The following is a 17898-nucleotide window of genomic DNA, read 5'->3' as shown; positions in this document are numbered from 1 at the left end:
CCGGCACATCAGCGCACACCATGGTCTCACCATTCCTCCAAGGTCGGTTCTACAGCGCTGCCTCGACGACCAGGAGCATCCATGACCAACGACGACGTCGTGATCGAAGGCGGTTCGCTGCGCCTCGCCCAGGAACGGGACCTCATCACCCTCCTGGAGGCGGTGGAGATCAGCACCGACCTCCCCCGTGCAGCGGCCGACGCCACCGAGATCCGCACCGTCGCCGAAGACCTCGGGCGGCTCGACGTCGCGTTCTGGGCGGAAGTCACGGGGCTCGACGCGCTGGCCCGCACCGAGGGCGCCCCCGGGGCGCGGACCCGCGGACAGGAGATCCTCGACTGGGCGCGGGAACAGGGCGACGGGCGGCTGGCCAGCCGCTGCCACGCCCTGATCGCCATGATGGACCTCCTCGCGGGCCACTCCGGCGCCGGGGCCGAGCAGGCGACGATCGCCGTCTCGCTGCTCGACGGCGCCGAGCTGCCGCGCCTCCGGGCGAAGCTCCTGACGCGCCAGGCCCTCGGCCTCCTGGGGGCGGGCCTCCTGCAGCACGGCTTCGACGTGTCCCGTCAGGCGCTCACGCTGGCCGACCAGCTGGCCGACCACGAGCTCCTCGCCCAGATAGCCTCCAATGCCTTCCATGCCGCGCTCGACGAGGCCATGCCCGACGAGGCGCGCTTCTGGATGCGGCGGCTCGAGGCCGCGATCGCCGCGTCCCCCGATCTCGAGCCCGAACTGGGCGACGTCCTCGCCCGCGGCCACCTCGCCGACCACCGTCCCTGGGACGCCCTCGACGTGCTGGAGAGGTCCGGCGAGGGCGATCCCGCGAACACGCAGCCCGAGACGCGCGCCATCCGGATGCTGCTCCTCGCGACGGCGCACCACGGAGTCGGTGATCTGGCCGCCGCGCGCTCCGCGCTCGACGGTGCGGACCGCATCACCGCGCGTCATGCGCTCGAGGAGGTCGCCTCCCTGATCCTCGAGGAGCGCGCCGCCGTTGCGGCGTCGGGGGCGGATTTCCGCCTCGCCTACGAACTCCACCGGCAGTTCCACCAGGCGGCGCGGGCCCGATGGATCGAGGCCCGACGATCGCAGGTGGACCACCTCTTCGCGGAGCAGAACGTCACCGAGGCGCTCGCTCGGGCCGAGCAGGCGGAAGCCGCCGTCGCGGTCGACCCGCTGACCAAGGTGCGGAACCGGCGCTGGGTGGAGGACTCACTGCCCGACGTCGTCCGCGCCTGGCAGACCGACGGCCCCCTCGCCGGTTCCCTGGCCATCCTCGATCTCGACCACTTCAAGCAGGTGAACGACCGCTTCGGGCACCCCGCGGGCGACGACGTCCTGGTCGCCGTCGCCTCCTGCCTGCAGGGGTGCCCGGGCGTGCGGCACGTGGCGCGCATCGGCGGGGAGGAGTTCCTGCTGGTCCTGCAGCGCGACGCCGACCGGGAGCGGGTGGCGGAGTGTGTACTGTCCGCCATCCGGGAGCTCCGGTGGCCGCACATCCACGACGGACTGCGCCTCACCGCGAGCGTCGGCTTCGCGGTCTGCGAGCCGGGCACGACGGCGGCCGCCCTCCTCCGCGAAGCGGACCGGCACCTCTACCAGGCGAAGCATGCAGGCCGTGACCGCGCGGTGGGTTCCTGACAGCACGCCGGCCCGGTGACGTCACGGCCGTTCACCCGTGGCGCGTCAGCCATTCGCCGAGTGCCGACCGCACGAGCTCGGCGCCGTCCGGGCCGCCGTAGTTTGCCGCGAAGCGCGGATCCCCGACGTACATCTCCCCCAGCCCGCGGAGGTACTCGGCGGACGGGGAACCGTCGCGGTTCCGCGGCGTCCCCGGGATCCCGGCGAGCCAGGCGACGTGGCGCCCGGCGAGTCCGAGCGCCTCCTCGCTCGTGGGGGCGATGTTCCTCGACGCGGCGTCGGTCCACCGTGCATTGAGGTCCGCGACCTCCTCCCCGAAGGCGTCCTTCTCCTCCTGCGTCCTGCTGCGCCACCAGGCATCACCGTCGGCGTAGGCCTGATGTCCCCACCGCTCCTCCACTTCCTCCCGATAGCGTGTGTGGTCGAATCCGTCGAACATGTCCTTCGGCATGGGTTCCTCTCCTCGTTCGAGGGCCTCCACCGTGGTGAGGACCGCCGTGATCTGCCGGTCGAGCCGTTGCTGCTCGCCGCGGAGGAAGTCGAGATGGACCCGCAGGGCCGACGCCGGTGCTTCAGCACGCGGATCGTCCAGGACCTCGCCGATGGCCGGCAACGGCATACCCAGCGACCGCAGCAGCAGGATGCGCTGGAGACGCACGAGCGCGTCCGGGTCGTAGTATCGGTAGCCGTTCGTACCCACCCGCGACGGCGGGAGCAGGCCGATGTCGCCGTAATGGCGCAGCGTCCGGCTCGTGGTGCCCGCCAGTCGGGCGACCGCACTGATCGGGTAGTCCACCCGTCCCTCCCCGTGCCGGTGATGGCACCGGCACTGTTCCACTCTAGGAATTGACGCAGCGTCAAGGTCAAGAGCGGGGCGAGGCCCGTTTCATGAGCCCGCGGTCGACCGGACGTGCAGGAGGGCGCTGACGGTCAGCTGTACCAGAACCACTGCGGCGGGCGCCATGACGGCGGGACCGCGTGGGCGTTGAAGGTGCCGCATTCGGAGCAGCTGTAGCTCGTGCTGGCCGGGAGGAGGTCGGTCGAGTGGTCGGCCTGGCGTGCAGGCACGAACTCCTCGAAGATCAGGTAGTCGTCGGTGCGGCAGGTGGGGCAGAAAGGGGATTCACCCTTCTCGCCGGGCGTGGAGGGGAAGTCGCCCAGACGCAGGCTCCGCCCGTGATCAAGTGTTGTCATGGGATTCACCGTTTCCGTCTTGCAACCGACGCTGGTTGCAAGTAGTAAGGGTATTTATACGCACACAGTAGCCCCGCAGTACTCATTGCGGAAGGGCAGGTTCCGCAGTGATCCCGGCACGGCTACTGGCCGAGTACTCCGACTGGCACAATGGCCCCATGACGGCCAGGGCTCCACGATCCGCAGCTGCACTCCCGCCCGAGCAGGCGGCGCCACTACGGCGCGCACTCACCGACAGCCGGGACGTGACGGTCTTCGTGGACGGGACCGCGCACCGGCTCCCGGACGAGGCGCAGGCCGCCGTCGTCGACCTCCTCGCCCGTCTGTCCGACGGCGACTCCGTCCAGGTGACCTCCGTGGCCGAACTGCTGACCACCTCGCAGGCCGCCGAGCTCGCGGGGATCTCGCACAGCTACCTCCGCAAGCTGACGGACGCCGGCACCCTTCCGGTCGAGTACCGCGGTTCCCACCGGCGCCTCCGGAGGTCCGACGTCGAGGAGTGGCTCCGCGGCCAGCTGCGACGCAGGGACGTGCCGTCGGGCCCTGCGACCGGTGACCTCCCCGCGGACGAAACGCGCTGACGGGATCCCTCGACCGCGTCCCTAGCCGAGCTCGAACCGCGGACGGGACCGCCAGCGGCGTGCCTTGAGGGCGAGATGCAGCTCCAGCCGCACCATCCCCGCGAGCGGATCCGCGCCGATCACCGACCGGATCCTCGCCAGCCGGTTGTAGACGCTGCTGCGGTGCAGGTGGAGGTGGGCCGCGACGTCCTGCACGGAGCCGTTCTTGTCGTACAGCAGTTCGAGGACCGGCAGCAGCTCGTCCACGCGGTCCGCCTCGCTCAGTTCGGCGAAGTGGATGCTGCCGTGCGCCGGCGCCTGCCACCCCACCGTCCCGAGGAACTGGTACACGCCGATGTCGGCATAGGAGCACACGTCACCGAGTTGCGGGTCGACCGCCGCGGCCTGCACGGCGTGCCGGGCCTGGTGGAAGGCCTCGGCGAGATCCCGTGGGTCGGCCGTGGGTTCGCTCAGTCCGAGCACCATGCGGCCGGCCGGTCGGCCCGCCCGTCGGGCGGTCCCGGCCCCGAACCTCTCGAGGACCTGCTGCAGTGCGGCCGTGCCGACGCCCGAGGCGCACAGGAGCACCGAGAAGCCCGAAGCGCCGGCGCTGAACAGCACGGGGGCGACGCCGACCGTCGCCTGGAGCGCGAGGGTGCGCTGCAGGAGTGCCGCCTCGTGCGGATCGCCGCCCTCGTCGGGCGCAGGCATGGGTTCATGCACCACCGCGAGGCGCCAGGGCCCGTCACCGCCGAGTTCGCGCCAGCCGCGCAGTTCCTCCACCGCGGCCGCGGCTCCCCGGCAGGCGGCGAGGAAGGTGGCCTCCCGCTGCGTCCGGCGCTCGGAGGAGGCCGTGTCGGTCTCGAGGAGGAGCTCGGCGAGGCGGTCGACCAGCGGCCGGACCCTGGGCAGCGCGGCCAGGATGCCCGAGGCCGGATCCTCGCTCGACTGCTGCTGCACCCAGAGGTAGCCCACCCGGAAACCCCGGACGAGCAGGGGCACGCAGACCCGTGCGAGCATCCCGAGGTCCTCGTTCGCGGGCACGGCGACCGCACGGACCGCCTGCGCGATGCCGTGCCGGAGCTGCCATTCACTGACGTCCGCCGGAACCCTCTTGCTCAGGAGGAAATTCACCCGGACCCGGTCCGCCGTGGCCTGGTGGCTGCTGTAGGCGAGGAGCACGCCGTCCGGGTCCTCGAGCGAGACTCCGCGTCCGAGCGACCGGGCGATCGACTCGACGACCTCGTCGATGGACTGGTTCTGCACCCTCCCACCCTAGGCGGGCGGAACGCGGAGGACGACAATTGCCGCTCCGGAACTCGACATCTGTCGATGGCGGTGCGCTCTGATGCCTGCTAGTGGTCCCGCTCACAGTCCGCGCCGGACCCGCCACGGCGGGCATCCACGCCCGCGACCGGCGCACCCATCGGCGCCGGTCCGGGTGCCGCCATGGACACCGGACCGGAGTGCCGCAGGGCGTGTCCCTATTCTGGTAGCACCCCCGTCCGCCCGATCGCAGCCTGGAGAACCCCATGATCATCGGCGTCCCCAAAGAAGTGAAGAACAACGAGTTCCGCGTGGCCATCACCGCCTCCGGCGTCCATGAATTCCGGGCCCACGGGCACACCGTCCTCGTGGAACGCGGCGCGGGTGTGGGCTCGAGCATCACGGACGCCGAGTACGGGGCCGCGGGCGCCGAGCTGGTCGACGCCGCCGACGACGTGTGGGCACGCGCCGACATGGTCCTCAAGGTCAAGGAGCCGGTCGCCGCCGAGTACCACCGGTTCCGCAAGGGGCTCATCCTCTTCACCTACCTCCACCTCGCCGCGGAACCCGAGCTGACGCGGGCACTCCTCGACGCGGGCGTCACTGCGATCGCCTACGAGACCGTGCAGGACGGGCGGGCACTGCCCCTGCTCGCCCCGATGTCCGAGGTCGCCGGCCGGCTCTCCGTCCAGGTGGGCGCGCAGGTCATGACCGCTCCCGCCGGGGGCCCGGGCCTGCTGCTCGGCGGCGTGGCCGGGGTCCGCCCCGCCAAGGTCGCGGTACTCGGAGCGGGCGTCGCGGGCACCAATGCGACGGCGATGGCCGTCGGCACCGGCGCCGAGGTGACCGTCCTCGACATCGATATCGCCCGGCTGCGCGAGCTCGACGCGCTCTACGCCGGCCGTGTGAAGACGGTCGCCTCCAACTCCCTCGAGATCGAGAAGTCGGTGCTGGAGGCCGACCTGGTCATCGGGTCGGTCCTCATCCCCGGTGCCCGCGCCCCCAAGCTCGTCACCAACGCCCTCGTCGCCCGGATGAAGCCCGGCAGCGTCCTCGTCGACATCGCGGTGGACCAGGGCGGGTGCTTCGAGGACTCCCGCGTCACCACCCACGAGGACCCCACGTTCACCGTGCACGGCTCGCTCTTCTACTGCGTGGGCAACATGCCCGGCGCCGTCCCCCACACGTCGACGTACGCCCTGACCAACGTGACGCTCCGCTACGCCGTCGCGCTGGCGGACCGGGGCGTCCGGGGCGCCTTCGCCGCCGATCCGGCACTCGCCCGCGGGCTCAACGTCGCCGCCGGCGAAGTGGCGCACCACTCGGTGTCGCAGGCGCACGGCCTCGAGCTCGCTGCCGACTGGGCCGCACTCGTCTAGCCCCCTCCTCCCCGGGGAGGAGCACCCTACCGGGTCCCCTTCCTGGCCGGGAAGGTCGCGTGGACCTGCTCGATGATGCGTGCGACGGCGAGCGCGTCCTCCGCCCGCACCGGCGGAGGACCGTCGTCCCTGATCGCGGCGGTGACGCCTGCGTAGAAGGACGTATAGGTGCCGCGCCGGATCGCCAGCGGCTCGGTCCGGCCGGCGCGCCCGAGCAGCCCCCGCGGGCCCCCGTCGCCCCGACCGGGGCCGGTGCCGGCCTGGCCGCCCGGGAGGACACCGGCCGCCAGCTGCTCCTCCTGCGGATCCGTGCCGGTGATCGTCAGGCCGGCCGTCGAGCCCGTGACGTGGAACCGGGGCCGCTCCACGGAAACGAGCGTCCCCGCGTGGAGGTGGCTCCTGACGCCGCCCTCGTGGTCCAGGACGAGGAACACCGAGTCCTCCGCGGCGGCGCCGTCGCGATCCGCCCGCAACTCGGCGAACACCGGGACGGCCGGACCGAAGAGCAGCAGCGCCTGGTCGATGAGGTGCGGACCGAGGTCGTACAGGAGTCCCCCGCCGTCGTCCGCCGTCGCGTCCCGCTTCCACGGTTTCGTGATGGACGCCTTCCAGGACTCCATGGCGGACTCGAAGGTCCGCACGTCGCCCAGGGCGCCCGATGCCACCAGCGACTGCACCGTCAGGAAGTCGCCGTCCCAGCGCCGGTTGGAGAACGGGAGGAGCAGCCGGCGCGCTGCCCGTGCCGCCTCGACCAGGCGCTCGCCGTCGGCGGCGCGCACCACGAAGGGCTTGTCGACGACCACGTGCAGTCCCCGGTCGATCGCCGCGGCGGCCAGGGCGGCGTGCGTGGCCGGTGGCGTGGAGATCGCAGCGAGTTCCAGGTGCGGCACCGCCTGCAGCGCCTCGTCCAGCGTCGCCGCGACGACGGCGGTCGGGTAGGCGGCGCGGGCCGCCGCCCGGCGGTCGGGGCTGCGGGTGACGACGGCTGCGAGGTCGAGACCGGGATCCTGCGCGATGAGCGGGGCGTGGAAGACGCGCCCGCCGTGGCCGAAGCCGATCAGGACCGTCGCGACGGCGCGAGGTGTCGGCCCCATGCGGTCAGGAAGGGTCGAAGTGGGCGCGCGGGACGGAGCCGTTGAATCCGGCCACCATCCCGGCGGCGAGGTCGCGGACCTTGACGTTGCGTGTGTTGGACGCCCGGCGCAGCTTGTCGAAGGCCTCCTTCTGGGAGCAGCGGTCCTGGCCCATGATGACCCCCACGGCGAGGTCTATCTCGGTACGCGTCTGCAGCACGGAGTGGAGGTCCTCCGCCGTCGCGGCGTGCTGGGCCACGCGCACGGAGAGCCTGAGGGCCTGCGAGGCCTGCCGGGAGAACGCGCGGGCCACGCGCCGGTAACCGTCGCTGAACACCGAGGCATCCTCGGCATACAGGTTGAGGGCGGCGCGCGCCGATCCTTCGAGGTCCAGTGGCAGGCAGAACATGGCACCCACCCCACGCCCGGCGATGTGCTCCATGAACCCCGGCCAGCGGCCCTCGCAGCGGACATCGGCGATGAAGACCTCCTCGTGCACGCGCAGCGCGTGCAGGCACGGGCCGTCGTCGTGCTCGTACTGCACCTCGTCCATCGACCGGGCCTTCGCGTCGCTGCTGCCCACGGTCGCCTGCTCGTGGGGCGAGCGCTGCAGCGTGATGCCGCAGTAGGTGTCCCCGTCGGCGCCGAGGGTCTCCGCGGCGAACTCGGCGAGTTCCTGGAGGAAGGCCTGCACGTCGGGGTGGTCGACCAGCAGATCCTGGAGGCGTGCTGCGGCCTCCGCGGGCGGAAGGGCGCGGACCTCCTGCGCGACGACGTGCAGGCGTGGAGCCGGCAGGGGGACGCCGGCCGTCCCGAGGGCGCCGGACATCGCGTCGGGAATCTCCTCCATGCGGATACCAGCCTCACCTCGACACCGCGCGGGGATGCCGGTGTTTTTTTGCCAGTGTACAAGCCTCCCGAGGGGTGCTAGGAGTGGGTCTCCGCCGTCGCGAGGGCCACGACCAGCACGCGCCAGGACGCGGCGAGGCGGGCGTCGGACATGCCCCGGTGTTCCTGGAGGTGGAGCAGGAGCCCGGCGTTCAGGAACGCCGCCAGCTGGTAGGAGGCGAGCTCCGGGTCCTGCACGTCCAGCTCACGCAGCAGCATGGCCAGGTGCAGCCGGACGAGCTGCTGCGTGGGGTGCTCGGGGTCCGGCCCTCCCCGCTGCTCGGCGGCGCGCAGGATCTGCCCGTCGAGGAGCATCCTCCCGATGCTCGCCTCCCCGAAGGCGACGAGCCGCTCGAGCGGGGCCGCCCCCGGACCGAGCGGGGGCGGGCCGGCCATGAACGCCTGCTGGAAGGAGCGCCCGGCCTCGTCGGCGAGGGCGTGCAGCAGGCCCGCACGGCTGCCGAACCGGCGGAAGACGGTCCCCTTGCCGACCCCTGCACGGCGCGCGACGGCGTCCGTGGTCAGCTTGTCCGGCCCGCACGAGGCGACGATCTCGGCCGCCGCGTCGAGCAGGAGGCGCCGGTTGCGTGCCGCGTCGGTGCGCTCTCCGTCGTCGCCCGTGACCCGGAGCAATCCCTCGCTCTGCATGCCGCAACTATAGTCGCGGAATAAAACGGACCGTGGTCCGCTTGAGGAGTGCAGACGCGGTCGCCGCGTTCCCTGTCAGCACCAACCCCGGGAGCACACATGTCCACCACGATCCTCACCCTCGTCGGCAGCCTGCGGGAGGGCTCCATCAACCGCCAGCTCGCCGAAGCCGCAGCGGAGCACGCGCCCGACGCGGTCGACGTCGTCACCTTCGACGCGCTGAGCGAGATCCCGTTCTACAACGAGGACATCGACAACGACACGGACCGCCCGAAGGCCGCGGACGATCTCCGGGCCGCCGCCGCCGAGGCCGACGCCGTGCTCCTCGTCTCCCCCGAGTACAACGGCACCATGCCCGCCGTGCTCAAGAACGCCATCGACTGGCTGTCCCGCCCCTACGGCGCAGGTGCCATCTCGAGCAAGCCCGCCGCCGTGATCGGTTCCGCCTTCGGACAGTACGGCGGGGTCTGGGCGCACGACGAGGCCCGCCGCGCCCTCGGTGTCGCCGGCGCCTCGGTGGTCGATGACGCGAAGCTGTCCATCGGCGGCTCGATCACGCGCTTCGCCGAGGTGCACCCGAAGGACGACGCCGAGGTGGCAGGCGCTGTCACCGGTGTGCTGTCCGCCCTCGCGGGAGCAGTGGTACCCGTCGCCGCGTGATGTCCGCCCGGCCCGATCGGCCCGGGGACACAGCACGACCTGAACAGCACGACGCCGGCGCCTCCCGCGCCGGCGTCTGTCGTTCTCGCCCGACCGTCGTCCCGCTTCCGGTTCGACGAGGGCCCAGGAGGGCCGCCGGCCGAGGCCGCCCGGGGCTCGTCGGGTCACGTGCCCGTCAGCGCCAGAGGCTGTCGGCCCACGCGGCGTCCCGCAGGTAGTCCCGTGCCGGTCCGATCTCCCAGAGCTGGCCCTGTGATTCCAACACGCCGTCGTTCTGCATGGACTCGATGTCCTCCGACGAGCAGCCGAGGGCCTCCGAGAGGTCCGTGTCGTCGATGGCCAGCACGATCGTGTTCCTTGCGTTCATGATGCGGTCCTTCGCTCGGTAAGTGGGGCGGGCCGGCTACAGGGGATCCGGGGCACTCTTCAGGAGGTGGGCCTGGGGTTCCAGGTCCGCGCGTACAGACCCAGGGCAGCCTCCTCGTGGGCGACGAACCCGAGGCGGTTGAGGGCCATGTGCGCCTGGTACACCGTGAGGTGCTGCGCGCTGCGGCTGACGCGGACCTTGTCCGCCCGGTACAGATAGGTGTCGAGGGCGCGGAACCAGCGTCGTCGCCAATTCTGCACCGCGGATTCCGAGGCCGTGGCCGCCATCAGGGCGTGGAACCCGGTCGCCTTGGAGGCGACCTGCGCCGTCATCGCCTCGCGGAGGCCGGCGGCGCGCGGGCCGACGTCGGCCGTGCACGTGCGCAGGTGGCTATCCCAGTAGAAGTCCCAGGAGAGACGGCGCCGGTCCGGCCAGCCCGCGGACCGGGGGCCGCGCATCATGCTCTGCGCCGCGTCGAACAGCACCAGGGCGCCGAGCGCCGAGCGGCTCTGCATGCGGGGGAAGCGCTGGTTGGCCCAGACGGCGAGTTCGGAACTGAGTTCGAAGACCTCTTCCGCGAGGTGGAGGCCCTCCACGCCGCCGTACTTCACGAGGTTCGCCTCGAGCTGGGGATCGGCCGGCTCCTGCCCCCCCGAATAATAGGTGTTGCTGGCCGGAGCGGTGACCTGCTGGCGCACCGCGAGCAGGGGCAGCGTGCGGGCGCTGCGGGCCTGGAGTACCCGGGTGAAGGCTTGGAGTCGGTCGAGGACGCGGGGATGGGCGTGGATGCTGAGCCGGATCTCGCTGACGACCCCCGTCGACGGGTTCTCGCACCGGCTGAAGTACCACCGTTTGGCGCCGAGCGCCTGGGCCTGCGCCACCAGCGGGGTGACCAGCTCTTCGACGATGCCGTCCGCTACATCGAAGCCACCCGTCGAGAGGGAGAGGTGCCACCATCGAGTGCTGACGACCGTTCGTGAGGCGGTTCGAACGGCGGTCACCTGGCTCATGGCTCTCTCCTTCAGGGTCTGTGATCACCCCCGCTGGGGCGGGCTCTGGGTGGGGCTCCCGGGCTCTAGTCCGGGGACCCCTGCTTACTTCGGCCAGTCCCAGCTGCCTGCCGTGAGCTGACCCTTGGGCCAGTCCCAGCTTCCTGCGCTGATCGACTGTCCTGCCGGCACGACGGCTCCCACCACGATCAACAGGCCTGCAGTCGCGCCGAGTACTTTCTTCATGGCGATCCTTCCTCGTCCGTCCGTCGGGGGGTGCCGTGCTGGTCCACCGTGTCCGATGTCCTGCGGGACGCCCCGTCCGGGGGCGTCCCTGCGGGCCGGCTCACTCAGAATGTCCGGCCCCGGCAGGTGGTGTCCAGCCGTACGGGTGGCCGTTTGTGGACATGGCGCGAACAGGACTCGGACGCGCCGCCCGCCCGGCTGGTACGCTGCTTCGCAGTCGGGAAATCCGCGGAATCGCGGGCCCGGACGGCGCCTTCGGTCTCACGAAATTGCCACCCGCCCTGATCTGTCATTAACTGGACATGTCATGTTTTTCGCCTCGTGAAGATGCCGCTACCGCACCGGTGGCCCCGGACAAGGACTGCTCATGCTGGATGCGACGTCACTCGAGGTGTACCGGTACGCCGTCGGGCACCCCGGCTGGACGCGCAACGAGGCGTCGGAAGCCCTCGGCCTGACCCTGCGCCGTATCGAGGCGGCCATCGGCGAGCTCGCCGACCGCCGGCTGCTCAGCCCCGAGGCGGGACGGGCCGACGGTCTCGTCGCGGTGTCCCCCGACGTCGCCCTCGCCGACCTCGTCGACGCGGACGAACGCGCCCTGCAGGACCTCAAGGCACGCATCAGCAGCCAGCGGCGCGAACTCTCCAGCCTTCTTCCGACCTTCCTCGAAGCGCGCAAGAGCGTCCTCGCGAGCACCTCCGTGGAGACCCTCGAGGACCCCCACCTCATCCACCGGGTGCTCATCGACTACGGGCGCGACGTCACGGAGAAGGTGTACATCGCCCAGCCCGGACAGGGCTCGACGGCCGACGTGCACGAGGAGAGCATCCGCAAGGACCTCGAACTGCTGGAGAACGGCGTACGACGGCGGACGCTGTACGACACGAGCCTGCGCGACCACGTGCCGACCCGCAGGGCCGTCGAGGCGATCGCGGCCGGCGGAGGCGAGTTCGGCGTGCTGCCGTTCATCCCCCTGCGCATACTCATCTTCGACGAGAAGCTGGCGCTCGTGGGGCGGCAGCTGACGCGCGACGACAAGGCCGCCCTCGTCATCAGGGACTCCAGCCTGATCAACATCTTCACCCTCCTGTTCGACGTCGCCTGGGAGATCAGCGAGTCCTTCCTCGCCCCCGAGCGGGTCGAGTCCCCGCTCAGCAGCCTGCAGCGCTCCATCATCCAGGGGCTCGCCAACGGCCTCTCCGACGAGTCGATCGCCCGGCGCCTGGACATCAACGTGCGGACCTGCCGGCGCCACATCGCCTGGATGCTGGACACGCTGCGGGCGGAGAGTCGCTTCCAGGCTGCACTGAAGGCGCGCGAGGCAGGCTGGGTCTAGGCGCCGGACAGCGCACTGCTGGGCAACACCTGTTGCCTGATGGTGAACCCCGGCCTAGACTCTGGGCGTGACGTCCTCCAGCGAAGCCCCCGCCGACCTCCTGCCCGCCGAGACCGAAGCAGCCCTCGAGCGAGCGGTCGACTCCGCCACCCGCCATGACCGGCTCTTCTCGTCGCGCGCCGCCAACATCAAGCAGTCCGCGGTACGGGATGTCTTCGACATCTCCATCCGCCCGGGGCTGGTGTCCCTCGCCGGTGGCAGCCCCTACCTGAAGTCCCTCCCGCTCGAGGACCTCGGCCGCACCGCGCAGAAGATCATCGCCGAGCACGGCCTCGAGGCCCTGCAGTACGGCGGCGGCCAGGGCATGGAGGAGCTCCGCAGGCTCGTCTGCGATGTCATGGCGGCCGAGGGCATCGCCGGCGCCAGCCCCGACGACGTCGTGATCACCACAGGCTCCCAGTCGGCGCAGGACGTCGCCGCCAAGGTGTTCTGCGACCCGGGCGACGTGATCCTCTGCGAGGACCCCACCTACGTGGGCGCGCTCAACACGTTCGAGGCCTACCAGGTCGACGTCGTGACCATCCCCATGGACGACGCCGGGCTGGTCCCCGACGAGCTGGAACGCACCATCGCCGAACTCGAGGCGCAGGGCCGCGCCATCAAGCTGCTCTACACGATCCCCAGCTTCAACAACCCCAGCGGCATCACGATGGCAGCCGACCGCCGCCAGCGCGTCGTCGACATCTGCCGTGCCCACAACATCCTCGTCCTCGAGGACAACCCCTACGGGATGCTGCGCTTCGACGGCGAACCGCTGAAGCCGATGCGCGCGGACAACCCCGACGACGTCATCTACCTCGGCTCCTTCTCGAAGATCTTCGCCCCGGGCGTGCGGCTCGGCTGGGCACTCGTCCCCCGCCACCTCCACCGCAGGTTCTACCTCGCCTGCGAGGCCGTGGTGCTCTGCCCGTCGCCGCTCACGCAGATGCTCGTGACCGCCTACCTCACGGACTACGACTGGCGCGGCCACCTGCACTCCATGCGCGACCTCTACCGGGAGCGCTGCGACGCCATGCTCGGGGCCCTGGCCGAGGAACTGCCCGACGGCGTGCACTGGACCACCCCCGACGGCGGGTTCTTCGTCTGGGTGACCCTCCCGGAGGGCATCGACACCTATCCGCTGCTGTACACGGCGATCGACGCCGGCGTCGTCTTCATCCCCGGCGCCGCGTTCACGCCGTCCGACGAGCCCTCCAACAAACTCCGTCTGGCCTTCAGCGCGGTCTCACCCGAGGACATCGTCGAGGGGGTTCGGCGGCTCGCGCCGATCCTCCGGACGGCGATCGAGGAGAACCGCGCCTGAGCACCGCCGGCTGTCGTGCTAGCGCGGCGGGCGCTTCTGCTGGCGTAGCGTCACCGCGATCGAGATGAGTGCCGCGACGATCAGGAGGATCGACAGTCGCGCCAGCGTGCCCAGGCCCGGGAAGGCCGCCTGCAGGACGATCGACGCGACGAACCCGATCAGCACCACGAGCAGGAGCCTGCTCACCGGGTAGCGCGGACGCGGCCTGCCGGGGCCGTCGCCGGGAAGGGGCTGGTTCATGAGCCCACCCTAGTCGAGCAGCAGCGCGGGCTCCTCGAGGATCGAGGCGACATCCGCCATGAAGCGTGCGCTCAGGTCGCCGTCCACCACGCGGTGGTCGAAGGAGCCCCCGAGCGTCGTGATCCAGCGCGGGATGACCTCGCCGTCGAGCACCCAGGGCTTCTGCTTGATGGTGCCGAACGCCACGATCGCGACCTCGCCCGGGTTGATGATCGGCGTCCCGGTGTCGATGCCGAGCGCCCCGATGTTGGTGATGGTCAGCGTGCCGCCCTGCATCTGGGCGGGCTGCGTCTTCCCGGCCCGCGCGGTCGTCGCGAGATCGTTCAGGGCCAGCGCGAGTTCCTTGAGGGAGAGGTCCTGGGCGTCCTTGATGTTCGGGACCATGAGTCCGCGCGGCGTCGCCGCGGCGATGCCGAGGTTCATGAAGTGCTTGACGAGGATCTCGTCGTCCGCCCAGGTCGCGTTGACCGACGGGTTGCGGGCTGCGGCCCAGATGACCGCCTTCGCGAGGATCAGCAGGGGCGAGACCCTGATGCCCTCGAAGTCGCGGGACACCTTCAGCCGCTTGACGAACTCCATGGTCCGGGAGGCGTCGACGTCCACGAAGATGCTGACGTGCGGGGCCGTGAAGGCGCTCTGCACCATCGCCCTGGCCGTCGCCTTCCGCACGCCCTTCACGGGGATGCGTTCGATGCGGCCGCCGCCGAGGAGCTTCCTGTCCGCCCAGAACGAATCGGCGCCGTCCTGCTCGGCGTCCCGCTGGGACTGGTAGCTGATGAGGTCCTGCTTGGTGACCTCCCCCGCGGACCCGGTGGCCGGGACGTCGGCCAGATTGATGCCGAGGTCCCGGGCCGCCTTCCGGACCGGGGGCTTGGCCAGCACGCGGTTGATGAGCTGGTTCAGCGGATTCACCCGGGCGGGCTGCTCCTCGCCTGCAGGCCCCGGGACGGGATGCCGCCCTGCCGAACCCTGGGCCGCCGAATCCACGGGCCCGTTCGGGGCGTCGGCGGACCCGGCAGGTGCACCGGCCCCTGCCGCTCCTCCTGCGCCGGCCGGCGAACCGGCCGGGGCGCTGGTCGACGCAGCGGCCGGACCACCGGTCGCCGTGCCCGCCGACGGCTGCGGCTTGCGGGGGCGGCGCTTCACCGCGTCCGCCTTCGGCCCTGTGCCGACGAGCGGACCGGGCCCGGCCTCCGGCGCGGCGGCGCCGGGTGCGGCAGCCGCCGTCCCCGCACGATCACCGGTCCGGGGGCTCGCATACTCTCCCGGCATGTCGGGCACGGGCAGCGGGGTGTCGTCGGCCGCGTCACCGGCACCCTGCGGCTCGGCGCCGCCAGCGACCGGCTGGTGGTCGGTCCGCGCCCCGACATCGGCCTCGAGGACCCGGACGTCGTCCCTGCCGCCGTCGTGCGCTGTCGCGTCCGGCGAGGCGGAGGTGCCCGCACCACCGCCCTGCCCGCCGCCCTGCGTCGCACCCCGGGTGGACGCCGAGTCCTCGACGGAGATGATCGGGGTGCCGACCTCGATGGTCTCGCCCTCCGCGACGAGCAGCTCCGCGACGGTCCCCGCGTAGGGCGAGGACAGCTCGACGAGCGATTTCGCGGTCTCGATCTCGCAGATGACGTCATTGACGGACACCGTGGCCCCGGGAGCCACCTTCCACTGCACGATCTCCGCCTCGGTGAGGCCCTCGCCGACGTCGGGCAGGTTGAACGTATTGAGCGTCATGGGCGGTCCTTCAGTACGCGAAGGCACGGTCGAGTGCCTCGAGGATGCGGTCGATGTCCGGCAGGTACTGCTCCTCCACACGCGCCACGGGGTAGGGCATGTGGAACCCGCCCACGCGGATGACGGGCGCCTCGAGGGAGAGGAACGCGCGTTCGGAGATGCGCGCGGCGATCTCCCCGCCGATGCCGCCGAACGTCGGGGCCTCGTGGGCGACGATCAACCGGCCCGTGCGGGTCACCGACGCGGTGACCGTGTCGAAGTCGATCGGCGAGATGGAGCGGAGGTCGATCACCTCGACGCTGCGTCCGTCCTCCTCCGCGGCGGCGGCCGCGGCGAGCGCCACGGGCACCAGCGGACCGTACGCCACGACGGTGGCGTCCGTCCCGGACCGCAGGACGGAGGCGGAGAACGGGTCCCCGGCCGGCGCGGACGTGTCCACCTCGCCCTTCAGCCAGTACCGGCGCTTGGGTTCGAAGACGATGACGGGGTCCTCGCAGGTGACCGCCTGCTGGATCATCCAGTAGGCGTCCTGCGCGTTGGACGGCGTGATGATGCGCAGGCCCGCGGTATGGGCGAAGAGCGCCTCGGGCGACTCGGAGTGGTGCTCCACACTGCCGATCCCGCCCCCGTAGGGGATGCGGATGACCACGGGCGCGCTCAGCATGCCGTCGCTGCGCGTCCGCAGCTTCGCGAGCTGCGTGGTGATCTGGTTGAAGCCGGGGAAGACGAAGCCGTCGAACTGGATCTCGCAGATGGGGCGGTAGCCGCGGAGCGCGAGCCCGATCGCCGTGCCGATGATGCCCGACTCCGCGAGCGGCGAGTCGACGACCCGCAGGGCGCCGAAGTCCTTCTTCAGGCCGTCCGTCACACGGTAGACGCCCCCGAGCTCGCCGATGTCCTCGCCCATGAGCAGGGTCTTCGGATCGTTCTCGAGCGACGCCCGCAGTCCTTCGTTGATCGCCTTCGCGATGGTCATCGTCGCCATCAGGCGTGCTTCCCTTCATCGGCGAAGCCGGCCTGGTACTGCTCGAAGAACCGGAGTTCCTCCTGGACCAGGGGATGCGGTTCCGCGTAGACCGCGGCGAAGCGGCTGGCGAGGTCCGGCGCCGTCATGGACAGCACCGACCGGCGAAGTTCCACGGCCATGGTGGCGGCCTCGGTGCCGAGGTCGTCGAAGAAGTCGTCCCCGGCGAGGCCCGCCAAGCGGAGGTAGGTCTCGAGCCGGACCAACGGATCGCGGGGCTGCCACTCCTGCTCGTCGCGGGACAGCCGGTACTTGCTGGGGTCGTCGGCCGTGGTGTGGGCGCTCATCCGGTACGTGTAGGCCTCGATCAGCACCGGCCCCCTGCCGGAGCGTGCATGCTCGAGGGCCCAGCGCGTGACGGCCTCGACCGCCACGACGTCGTTGCCGTCCACCCGGACGCCCGGGAAGCCGTAGCCGTCCGCCCGCTGGGCGAGGGGAACCTTCGTCTGAACGCTCGAGGGCACGGAGATGGCCCATTGGTTGTTCTGGCAGAAGAACACCACGGGCGCGTCGAAGGACGCGGCGAACACCATGGACTCGTGGATGTCGCCCTCCGAGCTCGCGCCGTCGCCGAAGTACGCGATGGAGGCTGCCGGGGGAAGGGTCGGATCGGCGAGCTGGTCCCGCTGCAGGCCCATGGCGTACCCGACGGCGTGCAGGGACTGCGCCGCCAGCACCAGCGTGTACAGGTGGAAGTTCCGCTCGCGGGGGTCCCAGCCGCCGTTCGTCACACCCCTGAACAGGCGGAGGATCTCGGCGAGCTCCACTCCGCGGGTCAGGGCCACCCCATGCTCCCGATAGGTGGGGAAGGCGTAGTCCTGCGGCGCGAGGGCCCTGCCGGAACCGATCTGCGCGGCCTCCTGGCCCGTGAGCGGGACCCAGAGCGCCAGTTGGCCCTGCCGCTGCAGGGCCGTGGACTCCTGGTCGAAGCGGCGGATCAGGAACATGTCCCGGTACAGCGAGCGCAGGTGGTCGGCGTCCGCGGCGAGGTAGGGCGAGAGGTCGACGGTGTGCCCGGCGATGCGCGCGCCGAGGCTGCGGGCCATGGTGCCGTCGGGGGCGAGGACCTGCAGCGTCTCCACGCCGTGTTCCCCGTCGGGGTACGGGGGGTGCGTGGCGCGCACGATCTCCTCGACCTCGAACTCCGCTGCCGGCAATCGGCTGCTGTTCATTCCTGCTCCTCACCCGAGGCAATACATTCCGTGATAGGAATGTGTACCGTAAGTCATACACCGGAGAACATATGTTCCGGCGGCATCCTGACCAAGACTAGTCAGCGCGTGCTCGTGGGCCTAT

General features: G+C 71.2%; 19 protein-coding genes. 6 read left to right on the top strand and 13 right to left on the bottom strand.

Annotated elements, in window-relative coordinates; all coding sequences use genetic code 11:
* Positions 1-81 precede the first annotated feature (81 nt).
* Positions 82-1641: a diguanylate cyclase gene (locus tag CXQ97_RS14035; protein ID WP_104181490.1), complete on the top strand. Its 1560-nt coding sequence runs from the start codon at positions 82-84 to the stop codon at positions 1639-1641.
* Between the two features lie 31 nt (positions 1642-1672).
* Here CXQ97_RS14035 and CXQ97_RS14030 read toward each other — a convergent pair whose 3' ends face one another.
* Together CXQ97_RS14030 and CXQ97_RS14025 are read right to left on the bottom strand one after the other, a co-directional pair.
* Entirely contained in the window at positions 1673-2437 is a 765-nt protein-coding gene (locus CXQ97_RS14030) for a MerR family transcriptional regulator (protein ID WP_104181489.1), read from the bottom strand.
* A gap of 134 nt (positions 2438-2571) precedes the next feature.
* The gene (locus CXQ97_RS14025) at positions 2572-2835 is read right to left on the bottom strand and encodes a hypothetical protein (RefSeq protein ID WP_104181488.1); all 264 of its coding nucleotides are present in this window, start codon (positions 2833-2835) and stop codon (positions 2572-2574) included.
* Between the two features lie 158 nt (positions 2836-2993).
* Here CXQ97_RS14025 and CXQ97_RS14020 point away from each other — a divergent pair, with 158 nt between their 5' ends.
* Complete coding sequence (locus CXQ97_RS14020; protein ID WP_104181543.1) at positions 2994-3416, top strand: helix-turn-helix domain-containing protein; 423 nt, start codon at positions 2994-2996, stop codon at positions 3414-3416.
* Positions 3417-3437: 21 nt separating this feature from the next.
* Here the strand turns inward: CXQ97_RS14020 and CXQ97_RS14015 are convergent, their stop codons facing one another.
* Positions 3438-4661, bottom strand: coding sequence for a CdaR family transcriptional regulator (locus tag CXQ97_RS14015; RefSeq protein WP_104181487.1), 1224 nt, complete (start codon positions 4659-4661; stop codon positions 3438-3440).
* 266 nt (positions 4662-4927) lie between these two features.
* On the opposite strand from CXQ97_RS14015, the gene ald reads away from it, so the two are divergent.
* Positions 4928-6040, top strand: a complete 1113-nt coding sequence (gene ald / locus CXQ97_RS14010; RefSeq protein ID WP_104181486.1) for an alanine dehydrogenase — start codon at positions 4928-4930, stop codon at positions 6038-6040.
* A gap of 26 nt (positions 6041-6066) precedes the next feature.
* Here the strand turns inward: ald and CXQ97_RS14005 are convergent, their stop codons facing one another.
* The 3 genes from CXQ97_RS14005 to CXQ97_RS13995 form a co-directional block, all read right to left on the bottom strand.
* Positions 6067-7134 (bottom strand): Gfo/Idh/MocA family oxidoreductase, encoded by a 1068-nt coding sequence (locus tag CXQ97_RS14005; RefSeq protein ID WP_104181485.1) that lies wholly within the window; start codon positions 7132-7134, stop codon positions 6067-6069.
* Positions 7135-7138: 4 nt separating this feature from the next.
* Complete coding sequence (locus CXQ97_RS14000; RefSeq protein ID WP_104181484.1) at positions 7139-7963, bottom strand: GAF and ANTAR domain-containing protein; 825 nt, start codon at positions 7961-7963, stop codon at positions 7139-7141.
* Positions 7964-8040: 77 nt separating this feature from the next.
* Positions 8041-8649, bottom strand: a complete 609-nt coding sequence (locus CXQ97_RS13995) for a TetR/AcrR family transcriptional regulator (protein ID WP_104181483.1) — start codon at positions 8647-8649, stop codon at positions 8041-8043.
* A gap of 99 nt (positions 8650-8748) precedes the next feature.
* Between CXQ97_RS13995 and CXQ97_RS13990 the strand changes: the two genes are divergently transcribed.
* The gene (locus CXQ97_RS13990) at positions 8749-9309 is read left to right on the top strand and encodes an NAD(P)H-dependent oxidoreductase (RefSeq protein WP_104181482.1); all 561 of its coding nucleotides are present in this window, start codon (positions 8749-8751) and stop codon (positions 9307-9309) included.
* Between the two features lie 175 nt (positions 9310-9484).
* Here the strand turns inward: CXQ97_RS13990 and CXQ97_RS13985 are convergent, their stop codons facing one another.
* From CXQ97_RS13985 to CXQ97_RS19900, 3 genes are all read right to left on the bottom strand, one after another.
* Positions 9485-9676: a hypothetical protein gene (locus CXQ97_RS13985; protein WP_104181481.1), complete on the bottom strand. Its 192-nt coding sequence runs from the start codon at positions 9674-9676 to the stop codon at positions 9485-9487.
* A gap of 59 nt (positions 9677-9735) precedes the next feature.
* The gene (locus tag CXQ97_RS13980) at positions 9736-10686 is read right to left on the bottom strand and encodes a lantibiotic dehydratase C-terminal domain-containing protein (protein ID WP_104181480.1); all 951 of its coding nucleotides are present in this window, start codon (positions 10684-10686) and stop codon (positions 9736-9738) included.
* A gap of 84 nt (positions 10687-10770) precedes the next feature.
* Complete coding sequence (locus CXQ97_RS19900; protein ID WP_181035080.1) at positions 10771-10911, bottom strand: hypothetical protein; 141 nt, start codon at positions 10909-10911, stop codon at positions 10771-10773.
* A gap of 367 nt (positions 10912-11278) precedes the next feature.
* Here CXQ97_RS19900 and CXQ97_RS13975 point away from each other — a divergent pair, with 367 nt between their 5' ends.
* Positions 11279-12247, top strand: a complete 969-nt coding sequence (locus tag CXQ97_RS13975) for a LuxR C-terminal-related transcriptional regulator (protein ID WP_104181479.1) — start codon at positions 11279-11281, stop codon at positions 12245-12247.
* Between the two features lie 67 nt (positions 12248-12314).
* Entirely contained in the window at positions 12315-13610 is a 1296-nt protein-coding gene (locus CXQ97_RS13970) for a PLP-dependent aminotransferase family protein (RefSeq protein WP_104181478.1), read from the top strand.
* Positions 13611-13628: 18 nt separating this feature from the next.
* Here CXQ97_RS13970 and CXQ97_RS13965 read toward each other — a convergent pair whose 3' ends face one another.
* Genes CXQ97_RS13965 through pdhA form a run of 4 tightly spaced genes read right to left on the bottom strand, consistent with a single transcriptional unit; the run spans position 13629 to position 17774 of the window.
* Entirely contained in the window at positions 13629-13850 is a 222-nt protein-coding gene (locus tag CXQ97_RS13965; protein WP_104181477.1) for a hypothetical protein, read from the bottom strand.
* Between the two features lie 9 nt (positions 13851-13859).
* Entirely contained in the window at positions 13860-15578 is a 1719-nt protein-coding gene (locus CXQ97_RS13960) for a dihydrolipoamide acetyltransferase family protein (RefSeq protein WP_104181476.1), read from the bottom strand.
* Positions 15579-15588: 10 nt separating this feature from the next.
* Positions 15589-16563, bottom strand: a complete 975-nt coding sequence (locus CXQ97_RS13955; protein ID WP_104181475.1) for an alpha-ketoacid dehydrogenase subunit beta — start codon at positions 16561-16563, stop codon at positions 15589-15591.
* A complete protein-coding gene (gene pdhA, locus CXQ97_RS13950; protein ID WP_258062596.1) occupies positions 16563-17774 on the bottom strand; it encodes a pyruvate dehydrogenase (acetyl-transferring) E1 component subunit alpha in 1212 nt (403 codons plus the stop codon). The genes CXQ97_RS13955 and pdhA overlap by 1 nt, the downstream gene beginning before the upstream one ends.
* Positions 17775-17898: the final 124 nt, after the last annotated feature.

Source organism: Arthrobacter sp. B0490 (genome assembly GCF_002929355.1).
Taxonomy (GTDB): Bacteria; Actinomycetota; Actinomycetes; order Actinomycetales; family Micrococcaceae; genus Arthrobacter_D.
This window is presented reverse-complemented; position numbering and strand designations above follow the sequence as displayed.